At 64.5% G+C, this 13,271-nt stretch carries 11 protein-coding genes; 4 read left to right on the top strand and 7 right to left on the bottom strand.

The window, feature by feature from the left end:
- Positions 1-183: 183 nt before the first annotated feature.
- Positions 184-1,215 carry a hypothetical protein gene (locus QOJ24_RS10980; RefSeq protein WP_526261020.1) on the bottom strand — a complete coding sequence of 344 codons (1,032 nt, stop codon included), beginning with the start codon at positions 1,213-1,215 and terminating at the stop codon, positions 184-186.
- A gap of 445 nt (positions 1,216-1,660) precedes the next feature.
- Between QOJ24_RS10980 and QOJ24_RS10985 the strand changes: the two genes are divergently transcribed.
- Positions 1,661-2,200, top strand: coding sequence for a sensor domain-containing protein (locus tag QOJ24_RS10985; protein WP_526261021.1), 540 nt, complete (start codon positions 1,661-1,663; stop codon positions 2,198-2,200).
- A gap of 70 nt (positions 2,201-2,270) precedes the next feature.
- Here QOJ24_RS10985 and QOJ24_RS10990 read toward each other — a convergent pair whose 3' ends face one another.
- The 3 genes from QOJ24_RS10990 to QOJ24_RS11000 form a co-directional block, all read right to left on the bottom strand.
- Positions 2,271-2,762 carry a (R)-mandelonitrile lyase gene (locus QOJ24_RS10990; RefSeq protein WP_526261022.1) on the bottom strand — a complete coding sequence of 164 codons (492 nt, stop codon included), beginning with the start codon at positions 2,760-2,762 and terminating at the stop codon, positions 2,271-2,273.
- 65 nt (positions 2,763-2,827) lie between these two features.
- Positions 2,828-3,340, bottom strand: coding sequence for a cyclophilin-like fold protein (locus tag QOJ24_RS10995; protein WP_526261023.1), 513 nt, complete (start codon positions 3,338-3,340; stop codon positions 2,828-2,830).
- Complete coding sequence (locus tag QOJ24_RS11000) at positions 3,337-4,218, bottom strand: helix-turn-helix domain-containing protein (protein ID WP_526261024.1); 882 nt, start codon at positions 4,216-4,218, stop codon at positions 3,337-3,339. Before QOJ24_RS11000 ends, QOJ24_RS10995 begins: the two co-directional genes overlap by 4 nt.
- Positions 4,219-4,387: 169 nt before the next feature.
- Here QOJ24_RS11000 and QOJ24_RS11005 point away from each other — a divergent pair, with 169 nt between their 5' ends.
- The 3 genes from QOJ24_RS11005 to QOJ24_RS11015 all read left to right on the top strand — a co-directional run bounded on the left by QOJ24_RS11005 (position 4,388) and on the right by QOJ24_RS11015 (position 7,347).
- Complete coding sequence (locus QOJ24_RS11005) at positions 4,388-5,413, top strand: zinc-dependent alcohol dehydrogenase family protein (protein ID WP_526261025.1); 1,026 nt, start codon at positions 4,388-4,390, stop codon at positions 5,411-5,413.
- Positions 5,410-6,177, top strand: coding sequence for an SDR family NAD(P)-dependent oxidoreductase (locus QOJ24_RS11010; RefSeq protein WP_526261026.1), 768 nt, complete (start codon positions 5,410-5,412; stop codon positions 6,175-6,177). Before QOJ24_RS11005 ends, QOJ24_RS11010 begins: the two co-directional genes overlap by 4 nt.
- An 873-nt stretch (positions 6,178-7,050) precedes the next feature.
- Entirely contained in the window at positions 7,051-7,347 is a 297-nt protein-coding gene (locus QOJ24_RS11015) for a tyrosine-type recombinase/integrase (RefSeq protein WP_526261027.1), read from the top strand.
- A 431-nt stretch (positions 7,348-7,778) separates the two neighbouring features.
- Here QOJ24_RS11015 and QOJ24_RS11020 read toward each other — a convergent pair whose 3' ends face one another.
- The 3 genes from QOJ24_RS11020 to QOJ24_RS11030 form a co-directional block, all read right to left on the bottom strand.
- Positions 7,779-9,473, bottom strand: a complete 1,695-nt coding sequence (locus QOJ24_RS11020) for a GMC oxidoreductase (protein ID WP_526261028.1) — start codon at positions 9,471-9,473, stop codon at positions 7,779-7,781.
- A 73-nt stretch (positions 9,474-9,546) separates the two neighbouring features.
- The gene (locus tag QOJ24_RS11025; protein WP_526261029.1) at positions 9,547-12,300 is read right to left on the bottom strand and encodes a helix-turn-helix transcriptional regulator; all 2,754 of its coding nucleotides are present in this window, start codon (positions 12,298-12,300) and stop codon (positions 9,547-9,549) included.
- Between the two features lie 205 nt (positions 12,301-12,505).
- Positions 12,506-12,814 (bottom strand): hypothetical protein, encoded by a 309-nt coding sequence (locus QOJ24_RS11030; RefSeq protein ID WP_526261030.1) that lies wholly within the window; start codon positions 12,812-12,814, stop codon positions 12,506-12,508.
- Positions 12,815-13,271: the final 457 nt, after the last annotated feature.

A 13,271-nucleotide genomic window follows, 5' to 3' on the forward strand; every position in this document is an offset into this window, starting at 1 on the left:
ACGAGGATTTTTCGAATGCGCCGAACACAGACCGCGGCGCGGCGCCACGGCCCAACAGGTAATGAATCTGGAAGCTGACCGGACGCACGCTGTGCTACAGCAGGGAGCCGGGAGCTGAGCCGGTTGTCATGATGGAGAGGCGTCTGGCCCGATTGAAGAACGGGCTCACCATGCAGTCGTGCGTCAGTCCGATGTGTCGAATCGCTGGCGCTGGCGGGCACCGTACGCCGCAGCCTTCACGGCCTCGTCGTCCTCCATGCCCGATCCCAAGGCCCCGCCCAGTGTGGCGACTGCCGCCACCAGCCAGGCCATCAACAGCAATGTGGAAAATCCGAACGGATGACCGATGTTTTGAGCGACCATTTGCGGCGGAAGTGTCCACCACGCGGTCACCAGAAGCAGAAGAAACAGCCCGGCGTGGAAAATGACCACACCGATTGTCAGGGTGACAACAGTCGATGCGTTGTACAGGACCGCGCGCTCACGTTCGTCGGCTGACCGCGGGCGTTCCCATAGTTTGTGTTCGATGATGAGCCAGGCGATCAGCGCTGTGCTCGCCAAGACTGTTGCCACGCTCAATCGCCACGGGCCCATAGTTGTCGACAACTGCCAAATCGTCGGATAGGCAAGGCTTACCGCCCCAGTAGCGAATGCCGCCATCATCACCTTCGACATGCCCGTCACCAATCGCCACGGTCTGTTGGCGTAGACCATGCCCGCCAGGAGCCGCATGCGTGACAGCGCTGACGGCGCGACGTAACGGACGACGTCGTCGTCCTGTGTCCGCGTCAGCCGCTTGACCGAGGGGCTGTGATTTCTCGACCCGTCCGTCACCTCGGCCACGACGGTCTGCGCCAAGGTCTTCACCCGACGATCGATGAACGCCCCACCTAACCCGGGAATGGAAATCATCCCGAACCGGTCGGGCACGCTGATGTCAGCTACCACCGGCGTCGTACCGCGACGCCTCGGCAGATCGGTGAGGTAGATGACGATCTCTTCCGTCTCGCCACCCGGCTCGATGGTGTCGACTACCTCCGACACCTCGGTGTGCTCGTCGATGGGATAGGCGTGACGCCGCACTGATACGTCCCACTTGTCATCTGCGGGCGTGTCCGTGAGTGCTTTTGGTAGCGAATCTGACAAACGTTCGGCGATCACCGCTGGGGCACCCGGATCGGCGATAAGCAAGATTGATGAACGCTCACTAGGCATTTGGAACGCGTACCCGCACCCCAAACGGCCAAACGTTGTCGATGCGGGGCCTGCGTTCCCCACGATTCTGAGATCCGTAGATCTGACAAAAGACCGAGCCCGAACGATGCATCGACGTGCCGGTTGAGGGTATGGCTGCTCTGGGCTCGAACAGCCAGCCAGTCCCAAAACACCGCTCCGAAAAGTGTTCTCCATGAGGCATCAGCCGTTCGCTCCCCCGTCTTATGGGCGGCGCGAATGCCGCAGGGCAGGATGCATTTACCGAACGGAGCACCCGAGCGCGAATTAGGGTGAAGCTGTGTGTCGTTTCTGGAGGCCGGGCCGCGTGGTCGCAGTATGGGCTGTACTCGTGACAATCAGTGGATTCGGTCTGGTGGGTTGCGCACGGGACGTTTCCGGCTCACCGGTCAGATCAAGCACGATGTCGTCTGTCGATCTCGGTTCCGTGCTGCTCGACCCCGACGAGATCGATGATGTGCTGGGTACCAGCGGATCTGAGCTGCTTGATGAGGGAAGCGCACCTGACGACACGACGGAAGTGAACCCGCCACGGTGCCACGGTGTGGTCTACCTCGGCGGCGAAATCGAATACACGTCCACGAATCTCACCGCGATGCGTTGGCGGATCATTGGGGCCGCTGATGTCGCCTCCGTTGTGGAGCTGGTGGCGCAGCTTCCTTCGGTCGCGAAAGCGGATGAATTCATCGGCGCGCAGACCAAGGCATGGGAAGGGTGTGCGGACGAAGTCATCACCACCAGAGACAAGGTGGGCACCTCGACGACTCAAGAGCGCGTCACCGCGGTGAGGGGAGGTCCTCACACAGTGATCGCATCAACGCTTCCGCTGTCGAGCGGGAAGGCTTGCCAGCATGTCATGCAGGTGGTGTCGAATTTCGTTCTCGAGGTAAGCGCCTGCGGCAACAACGTTTCTGATCAAGCGGAAGCGATCGCGTCGAAGCTCGTGGACAGAGTCCGATCCGGTTAGTCCCATAACCCCCGCCGTTGCCATCCATGGCGATGAGCCCCAACCTGCTGTGCTCACGGCCGCGCTCCATCTACTTCAGATACTGCTCGTCGGTGACATGTTCCATCCAGTCGACAGGCGTGCCGTCGACGAGTCCTTGAATTGCGATGTGGGTCATAGCCGTGTCGGCTGTGCCGCCATGCCAATGCTTGACGCCGGGTTCGGTCCAGATGACGTCGCCGGCGGCGATGTCCTGTCGTTGTCCACCCCACTCCTGTACCCAACCCGACCCGGAGGTGACGATCAGCGTCTGGCCCGCGGGATGGGTGTGCCAGGCGGTCCGGGCGCACGGTGTGAACGAGACTTCGGCCGAGCTGAAGTTGCGGCTGGGGTTGGCGTCGAATAGCGGTTTGACGCTCACGTCGCCGGTGAATGTCTCGGCGGGTCCGGCTCCGGCCGGCCTCGAGTCATTGCGCGAGATGTCTACGCCGACGCCACCTTCCGATGCACCGGGCGTCGATTTCCATAGCCCGAGCGGTACGGCGGCAGCCAGTACTGCGGCTATCGACAACATCTTCTTCATCATATTCTCCTCGAGTCGTTTGTTCGGTCGTGCGCAGCGCACGGTCGGCAGCGGAGCGTCGACGGTCAGGCGCGTTCGAAGGTGACGCGCAGGCCGTCGGGCTGGTCGCATACGTGAGACACCTGGCTGTCGTCGTAGCGGCCGATGCGGACGATGCCGTTCCAGTAGCCGACGTCGCCGTAGTAGAGCACCAGGTCCTGGGTTGGGGCGTAATAGCCGATGTCCGCGATGTCGGGGTCGGCACCGTCGGGTACACCGTCGGTGGTCAGCGGCTCCGCGAGCTTCGCGATCTTCTCCACACCGTTGAGGTCCCGGAAGGACAGCGTCAACGGCAGCCGGTCCGCGAGCGCTCGGGCGGTGGGATTATCGGTGAGTTGTGCGCGCACCGGACGTCCCTCGATGAGGATCCGGATGTCCGTCGTCGTGGTGTCGAGGGGCTGGTCGACATCGCTGGCGGACGGGCTCGGAAACGTGGGATCACCACCGGCTATCGCGGGATCATGATTCGAGCAAGCTGCGAGAAGCGTTAAGGCGGGCAGCATTACACCAACGCGGATCGCGGTGATCGTCCGCGTCATCGCTCGACAGTGACGGGTTGGTTTATCGCCGTGCTCGCCCAGGACGCGAGCAGGTCGAGCGCGTGGGCGGTGGGCGACGCGGGTTCGGCGACGTAAATGGTCATGGACAGTCCGGGGTCGGCGATCATGTCGACACTTTCGTAGGCCAGTTCCAGGTTGCCGACGACGGTGTGGTGGAAGTGCTTCACCCCCGCACCGTGCAGCCGGACGTCGTGCGAACTCCACCGTCTGCGGAAAGCCTCACTGCGCGTCGACAACTCACCAACGAGGTCGTGCAGCGCCTTGTCGTGGGGATCGCGACCAGCTTCGGTGCGCAGGATCGCGACGCACGTGTCGGCGGCGGTATCCCAGTCCGGATAGAACCGATGCGAGTCGTCGTCGAAGAACGTGTACCGGGCGAAGTTGGGCACACCGCCAGGCTCGGCGTCGTACACCGAGGCGTGCATGGCGCGACCGAGGTGATTGGTGGCCAGCAGATCCATCCGGCCGTTGCGGATCAGCGCGGGCGGCTGGATCCCGTCGAGTACCCACTGCAGCGCCGGTCTGGGCGTCCACCGAGCGCTGGGCCGGCGACGCGGGCGCATACCCGCACTCGTCCCATCGGCCGCGTGCGCGAGGTGGAAGAGGTGGGCGCGCTCGGCATCGTCGAGTTGCAGCGCGCGCGCCAAGCCGTCGAGCACCGAGGCCGACACGCCGCCAAGCGAACCGCGCTCCAATTTGGCGTAGTACTCGATGCTGACCCCTGCCAGCGCAGCCACCTCACTGCGGCGCAGCCCCTTGACGCGGCGTTGACCGACCTCAGGCAAGCCGGCCTGCGCGGGCGTGATCTTTGCTCGCCGCGAGGTCAGGAACTCGCGGACCTCGGTTCGATTGTCCACGCCTTCGACGGTACGTCGTTCCCAAGGCCGCTGGGATGCACTGTCAGTACATCCATCACCAGTGACTCCCCCGCGCGCATCAACAAGTGTTCCATGGACGTTGCACCCCATGAGCGGCCCGACAGGCCCCGGGTTCACGAACATCAGACCACGAGAAGGAGTTGCTGCCATGCGTGGCGCAGTCATGTACGCCCCCGGCGACGTGCGGGTCGAGGACCGGCCGGAGCCGGCGATCCAGAAGCCCACCGACGCCGTCATCAAGCTGTCGGCGACCTGCATCTGCGGGTCCGACCTGTGGCCCTACCGCGGCACCGACGCGGTGGCCGACGCCATCCCGATGGGTCACGAGTACGTCGGCATCGTCGAGGAGGTCGGCTCCGAGGTCACCACAATCAAGCCGGGGCAGTTCGTCGTTGGCTCGTTCTTCGCATCGGACAACACCTGCGAGATCTGCCGGGCCGGCTATCAAACGTCGTGCGTGAACCGCGAGATCCTCGGCACCGCCGGCGGGGCACAAGCCGAACGCATGCGGGTGCCGCTTGCCGACGGCACCCTGGTGGCCACCCCCGAGGTCCCTCCCGCCGACCTCGTCCCGGACTTCCTGGCCGCTTCCGACGTTCTCGGCACCGGGTGGTTCGGCGCCGTCGCCGCGGAGGTCGGGCCCGGCAAGACCGTGGCCGTCGTCGGTGATGGTGCGGTCGGCCTATGCGGCGTGTTGGCCGCCCAGCAGCTCGGTGCGGACCGCATCATTGCGATGAGCCGGCACGAATCTCGCCAGCAACTGGCGCGCGACTTCGGCGCCACCGACATCGTCACCGAACGCGGCGAGGAGGGCGTCGAACGGATCAAGGAGCTCACCGGCGGTCTCGGCGCGCACAGCGTCATCGAGGCGGTCGGCACGCAGGAAGCCATGATGCAGGCCATCCGCTCGGCCCGGCCCGGCGGCCACGTCGGCTACGTCGGCGTCAGCCACGACGTGAGCTTGGCCGGCGAGGACCTGTTCATGTCCCATGTGCACCTGCATGGCGGCCCGGCGCCCGTCCGCCGCTTCCTACCCGACCTGATGGACCGCATCTGGCAACGGAAAATCAACCCGGCGAAGGTATTCGACCTCGAATTGCCGCTGGACGAGGCGGCGGCCGGGTACCGCGCCATGGACACCCGCCAGGCCACGAAGGTGCTACTGCGGCCATGAATCCCACCTACGACTTCACCGGCCAGGTCGCCCTGGTGACCGGCGCAGCCTCCGGCATGGGACTGGCAACCGCCCGCGCCTTCGCCGAGGCGGGCGCAACCGTGATCCTGGCCGACGTCAACGCCATGGCCGTGCAGACCGCCGCAAAGGAGCTGAACGACGCAGGACACGAAGTGCTCGGAGTCGAGTGCGATGTCGCCGACGAGCACAGCGTTGCCGCGGCAGTGACCTCGGCCGTCCAGACGTATGGACGGTTGGACATGGCGTTCAACAACGCCGGCGTTCAGATCCCGCCCTGCGACGCCGCCGACGAACCCGCCGAGATCTTCGACAGGGTCAACGCCATCAACCTGCGTGGCGTGTGGGCGTGCATGAAACACGAACTGGCGCAGATGCGCAGCCAGGGCAGCGGAGCCATCGTCAACTGCTCCTCGCTCGGCGGACTGGTCGGCATTCCCGGGCGGGCGGCCTACCACGCCTCCAAACACGGGGTGCTTGGGCTGACCAGCAGTGCTGCACTCGAATACGCACCAAGGGGCGTACGTATCAACGCAGTGTGCCCCGGCACCATCGCCACGCCCATGGTTACCGACATGATCGACAACGGTGAACTCGACCTCGCCGAGGCCGTCGCCAGCCAACCCATCAATCGACTCGGCGAACCCGAGGAGATCGCCGCCGCCGTGCTGTGGCTTTGCAGTCCCGGCGCCAGCTTCGTCGTCGGCGTCGCGCTGCCCGTCGACGGCGGCTACACCGCGCGCTAGCCGGACGTGGATCCAGCTGTGGCACAGACGAATTGGCACCGGGCGGTCGCTTGTGCTGACCTGTGTGGGGTGTACCAACGTTGACTCCCTCATAGCGCCACAAATCGCTTCACCTGCAAATGCGGCGATGAACGGCACTACCCAATCACGCAGATCGCCGCCATCTCGCCACGTCCGCTGCGGTTCATCGCCGGCGAGAACGCCCACTCGCGCTACTTCAGCGTGGGCTGAAATCGCTGCTAGGACTCGGTGTCTGCACGCCGGCGTACATTCGCGAACACCCATGAATCGGTGTCAGTTGCGCTATCTGTTGCGCTACTGGGACGAGCAATCCCCGCGGCCTCGAGAACTGCCCGGAACCGATTCAACTAGCCCGACGTCTGACTCCCACAGGTGGCGGCTCGATCTACCTGTCCAGTTGCGGCTCCGTTCGGAGAAAATTGAAGTAGTCCGATACCTACGCTTTGCGCCAGCTCACAGCCGATAATGGGATAACCGGCAGCTCGTCGGAAGGGAAACCCCGACAGGGACAGGGGGAACCTCATGGCACAAGGTCTAGCCGCTAATACGCCACTCTCCAACAGCGTAAAGCGCCGTGATATGCGCCCCACATCACGAACCATCGCTGCACTCTTGGCTGCTGGCGCAGGGTTTGCGGTATCCGCAATGATCTGCGCACCCGTCGCCGTCGCCCACAGTTGCAAGCCCAGTCAAGTGTGGCTCAACGGTGAGTGCACTTATCCTCCAGATGACTCGGGCGGGCCTCCCGAACCAAGGCTCATCACCGAACACGGCGCGGCGGGCTCTTCAACAACGCATATCGTGGACGGCAAGCCTGAACGTTAAAAGCGCGGCAGTGGCCGCTCTGAGTGCATGCCGAACACCGGTATCCGGCCGCGGTGGTCGTGCCACGGGCACTCGCACGCCGCACGCAACATCCTGCGCACCGTTGAGGTCGCCGCGAAGAAGGCAGGCTTCTCCGTAATTGGTGTTCACACGGTTCGGCACTCCGTTGCGACCGCGTGGCTCGAGTCGGGCGTACACATCAAGGCGATCGCTGATCTGCTCGGCCATTCCTCAATCAGCGTCACGGGCGACACCTACGGGCACACGTCCGACGACGCAGCCCGCGCTGCTATAGAAGGCTTAAGCAGAGCACTGGGGCTGTGAACACGCTTTTGATGACCGTTGCGCTACCTCGCCGGGTACGAGGAAAGGCGATCCCGGATGACTCCGAAATCGACTTGACCTGCAAGAACATCGGTCGGGCTGACAGGATTTGAACCTGCGACCCCTTGACCCCCAGTCGGACATCGACTGAATTACGCTGTTTCGCAGTGGTTCTCGACCCGGCGTGACCAGTCCAAACCGTCTCAAGCCGTCCCCTGTCGACTCTGCGAAGTCGCACCCAGTTGTGACAAGGCCGTGACAACGTCTGCGCCAGCTCGGAGCGACTTAAGAGTTCTTGGACCGTTTGCCGGGACGTCTCGACGTCGTGCACTCCAGGCACCACGCGGGCCGCTCGGCACCCACTTCGGCTCGGACGGTGGCCAGGAGGCCCACGTCGCAGGCGTGATAGAGGTCGGCTCCCGAGATCCCGTTCAGATTGGTGTTCGCGTTAATGTCACGATCGGCAGGCGAAGCGCCGCTGGCGCCGTCTCGGGAACCGCGGGGTGCCGTGGTGCGACGGGCGCAATCCGCCGATACGTCGAACCAAGATCCGGGCGCTGGTCCTTATCGCCCTTGTTAGGCCAGAACGCAATTGCGCGCTCGGATTGGGCCGTGATGGTCAGGGACGGGTTCACGCCGAGGTTGGCGGTGATGGTCGATCCGTCGATCACGTGGAGGCCGGGATGACCGTAGAGACGCTGATAGGGGTCGACCACACCGGTGTCGGGTGATTCGCCGATCGGGCACCCGCCGATGAAGTGGGCGGTCATCGGCTTGTTGACGATGTCGCCGATCGTGCCGGCCGGGTGACCGTTGAGCTTCTTGGCTGCGCGGCGGGCGATGTCGTTCGCCGCGGGGATCCAGTTCGGGTTTGGCTCGCCCTTACCCTGCTTGCTGGTCATTTTCGTGCCGAACACCCCCCGTTTGAGGTAGGTGGTGAGGGAGTTGTTCAGATCCTGCATGACAAGAAACACCACCATTCGCTCAGAGGCCCGCCGGATATTGAAGTGCCGCGCGAACTCGATCGGGTGACGCAGGTTGGTCAGCACCCACCTCGCAAGACGTTGTCGATCGCCGTCGATCAGCGTCGTACCGAGCACGCCAAGTGCGTTGCTGCCCTTGCCGGACCGAAACGCCTCGACGTGAGTGTTGGCATCCGGGTGGATCGATGACGTGCCTGCTACACCTTCCGCGAAGTCTGTGCGGGTGCGAGACGTCGCGACGAGCATCGCCTCGGAGTTGGTTCTGGCCAGTTCACCAAGTCGCGGCGAGATGCTGGGCAGTGATCCGCCGGCGCGCAACCGGTGCAGCAGGTTCTGTGTTCCGAGGGCCGCCGCGGAGAACACCACTTGGTCAGCGAAGAACATCCGCCGCTGTTTGCGGATCCAGCGCCCACTGCGGACGGTTTGGATCAGGTAGCCACCGCCTGGCTTCTCTCGCACGTCGACGACCGTCGTCATCGGATGTATCTGCGCACCTGCCCGTTCGGCGAGATACAGGTAGTTGCGTTCCATGGTGTTCTTCGCGTTGTTGGGGCAGCCGGTCATGCACTGCGCGCAGAAGGTGCAGCCGGCGCGGTCGGGTCCCACACCCCCGAAGTACGGGTCGGGCACGGTCTTACCCGGCTCACCGAAGAACACTCCGACCTCGGTGGGGTGAAAGGTGTGGCCGACACCCAGATCGTCGGCGACAGCCTTCAGAACGTCGTCGGCGGCAGTGAGTCGAGGATTGGTAGTGACGCCGAGCATGCGCTTGGCTTGGTCGTAGTACGGCGCCAACTCGGCTTTCCAGTCGGTTATCGACGCCCACTGCGGGTCGTTGAAGAACTGGTCGAGCGGCTCGTAGAGAGTGTTGCCGTAGATGAGCGATCCTCCGCCGACGCCGACAGCCGACATGATGAAGGTGTCCTTCAATACGGTGAGCTGCTGCGGGCCGATCAGCCCAAGGCGCGGGCGCCACATCCATCTGCGGAGGTGCCAGTTATTCGGCGGGAAATCCTCGGGGCGCCAGCGCGCGCCCTGCTCCAGCACCCCGACTCGGTAGCCCTTCTCACTCAGGCGCAGAGCTGATACCGAGCCTCCAAAACCCGACCCGATGATGATGACGTCGTAATCAGTGCTATTCACGGATGTCAGTTGGTGGTCGCTGCCCATTTCCCGACGTTAAGTCGGGCCAGTAACCGATTCATCGGGTGTTTCCCTATGCCCGACCCCCGTCGGGCTGACCGAGGCGTTGGCCGAGTTCGGCCCGGGAGTGAATGCCGAGTTTGTGATAGATCCGGGAGAGGTTGGCCTCGACGGTCTTCGGGCTGATGAACAGCGCGGCCGCGACGTCGCGGTTGGTCATTCCCGAGGCCGCGAGCTCGGCGACACGTTGTTCGGTGGGGGTGAGGGCGGAGTCGCGGCGGCTGCCGACAGTGGTGCGGTCCAATTCGGCGCGCGCCCGCTGCGCCCACAGCGTGGCCCCCATCTCCTCGAAAGCCCGCACTGCCTCGCGCAATGTTGTCGCCGCGGCGTCGTGTTGGCGTCCTCGGCGTTGGAGTTGACCAACAACGAGTTGCGTACGTGCACGTTCGAAGGGCATCGGCAGCCGGTCGTGTTCCGTCATCGCCTGTCGCGCAGCCGCATTCGCGCCGTCGAGATCGCCATGGGCGGCCAGCAGCATGGCCCGGCCACGGGCACCCATCGCCAGCATCCATGGGCGGTCGAGTCGGAGACCGTTGCTTTCCAGCCGCTCGACCAACGGTTCAGCTTCATCGACGCGGCCGAGCTGGATCAGGGATTCGACGGCGTCGGGAACGAACCAGGCGAGGTAGATTTCGGTCGCCGCCGGCGTTGCGCTCTGGGTCAGGATCAGCGGTGCCAGGGTGGCCAGCGCCGCCTCGTAGTTGCCGAGCGACACTTCGAGAAAGCCGATGCTCATCACCCCCCACGCCGCAACGGCAAGCCCGCCGTACCGCTGGCAGGCGGCGATCCCCTCCGCACCAAAACTGCGTGCCTCGTCAACCCGGCCCGCGTAGGCAGCGACGACACACTTGTTGAGCCGGGAGAGACCCAACATTTCGTCTCCGCCAACTAGCAGACCCCGGTCATAAGAGTCGTCGGCGAGCGCCGCAGCAGCAGAAAAGTCGCTGCGCCAGATCTCGACCTGAACGGCCCAGAGCGAGATGCAAGCCAATTCGTTTTCTTCGCCGCGCTCAGCGCAGCGTCGGCGGATGGCGGCCAACTCCGCCCGAGCCTGGTCGAGCTGTCCGGTCCACGAGAGCGTCAACCCGTAGTGAAACCGCGACCGCATGAACGCCGGGGTGTCGCCGTCGCGGTCGTCGAGTTCGAGCGCGCGTTGCATGTCGTCGTCGTCGTAGCCCTCTCCCTGCAGCATCTGCAATTCGACGCGCACGCTGCACGCTCGACCGAGCAAATTGGGACGACCCAGGCGCGTGGCATGTAAGACCGCGTCGTCGATGGCGCGCCGGGCATCGTCGAATCGCGCCGCGTTGCCCAACATGGTTGCGAGCGCAGTCAGGGTCCGCACCCTCAGAGCGAGGTTGTCACCGACGTCGGCCAATGCGCGTTCAAAGCACTTGATGGCTTCGACATTTCCGTCGTGGTAGGTGTGTCCGTGCCCCAACAGGTTCAGTGCCGTGGCCCGCAATGGGCCTGGCGGCATGTCCGCGATGGCCGCTTCGAGGATGGACACGGCTCGCGGCGAGTCGCCGGCGGCGAGGATGTGCTGTGCCGAGCGGATTCGGCGCTCAGAGGTATCGCCGCCGAGTCCCCGTGCCAGATCTAGCAGTTCAGCGGCGGCCGCGGGTGCCCCGCGTCGGAAGGCGATCTCGGCGGCCTCATCGAGCGCCCGCAGCGTGAGCAGATCAGCGGTCGTGGAAGCCAATGCCAGGTGCCTGGCTCGTAGCTCGTGTTCCTCGACGATCCCGGCGAGCCGCCGATGCATCGCCCGGCGCTGTATTGGACTCGCACCGCTGTAGACACCCCGGGCCAGCAGTGGATGCGCGAATCGAAGCCGGTGTCCGACGATCGCGATGATGCCGTCGGCTTCCGCCGGCCCAAGTAGTGCGGCCATGTCGTTGGCGTTGCGACCGGTGGCGCCGGCGACAAGCTCGACGGTGGGCGCGGCGGCGCAGGCGACCGCGAGCAATACCTCTTGCACGTCGGTGCCGTGGCTTCGGATCTGGGCGTGGACCAACTCGGTGAGGGTGCCGGGCAATGCCGCCTCGGATAGGGTTCCGTCATCTTGCAGTGTGCGGGCCAATTCGATTGCGTAGAAGGGATTTCCACCCGAGATCTCCTGGATCCGTGTCATGGTCGGCCGTGGAAATGTGCGGCCCAGCCGTTCGGAGAGCGCCGCGTGCAGCCCACCCAGGGTCATCGGCGGCACCTGGATCCGTCGCATCGCGTCGGGACGGGCCAATCGCAGCCACGACACCGTGGTTCCAGAAGCAGGATCGGTGCGCTCGGCGCCGAGTATCCCGACTGGTCCCGTCAGCCGTCGCACCGCGAATTCGACAACCCGCACGGTGGAGGGGTCGAGCCACTGCAGGTCGTCGATCGCCAACAACACCGGGGAACCATCCGCGAGACGGTTGATGACCGATAGGAATGCGGCCGACACCGCGCGCTGATCGGTGGCCGGGGTGCCTGAGTCGGTGCGCATCAGTACTTGGTCGATTGCGAGGCGTTGCGGCTCAGGCAGGTCTGCCCAGGCTGCTGGCTCGACGCCGTCCAGCAGGTCGGCCAGTGCGGCGTAGGCCTGCACCGACTCGGCCTCGGCCGGCTGCGCCGACAACACCCGGAATCCACGCTCGCGGGCCTGCTCGACGGCTGTCAGCCACAGTGTGGTCTTGCCGATCCCCGCCTCGCCCTCCAGCACCAAACCCGAGGGATTCGCAGCTGCCGAGGTCAGGAAGTCGGCAATTGCCAGCTGATGCTGGTCGGTCACGACAGCAATGAGCGCGGTCGACGAGGGAGCGCCCTTCGACACAGGTTCTCCGGTGAGTCCCCCATGGAATGAACAATATCGCCAAATGATGGCCGCGAAGCGGGATCGGAAACTGCGACAATCGGTGCGTCGGCTGGCTCGTGCACACGCTGGTCGTCTCGGGACAGTCGAGAAGTGTTGTAGCCCAGCAAGAGTCCGCGAGCGCTCAGCTGTCGTGAGAGGCCCTCTTGGCGACGTGGGCGTCGACCGCGGCGGTGAGCCGATTTGCTGGGATGCCGGCCCGGTCGCAGATCTCGGCGACGAGGTGTTCCGAGTCTGCGGCGAAGACACCGAACAGGATCTCGTCGGTGGGTACGGCCAGTAACGAGATCAGCGCCACCGGTGAACCCTCGAAATTCGTCGCGGCGCCAGCCCTTTCAAGAGCGGCGGCGGTGCGGTCGACGTCGTCTTCGGTGGTCCCGGATCGGTACCATTCGGCGAGGTAGCAGTGCAGGCGCAGCATCGCGATACCCATCAATAGGCTGTTCGTTTGAGAGGTTCCGCCATCAGGAGCAGCGCGTCCGCTATCTGAGCACCGACCCGTTTGTCTTTCGTCATCGAAATCATCATCAAACTGTCCTCCCTCCGGCAAGATTGCCGGTCTGATCTACTGCGCACCAACGCTAGGGATCGATGGCCAAGGAAAAATCGGGTGTTTCCCTGTGCCGCACCCCCGGTACTCCGCGCCGCCCGGGCGCACAGGCCGAAAGCTGCTGTAAACGGCACGCTCGCGGCCCGAAGCTTTGCTCAGCCGACGTCCAGCGCCCAGGACTGACGAATTCGCACATGCATGCGGTGACACCCACCGACATCCTGTGACAATCGCGGACTCGCCGTACATTAATGCACTAGCGCAGATTACGTATTACGAGGTCAGAGACCTGATTCTGTCGGGCTGACAGGATTTGAACCTGCGACCACTTGACCCCCAG

Source organism: Mycobacterium sp. (assembly GCF_032159775.1).
In the GTDB taxonomy this organism is placed as follows: Bacteria; Actinomycetota; Actinomycetes; order Mycobacteriales; family Mycobacteriaceae; genus Mycobacterium.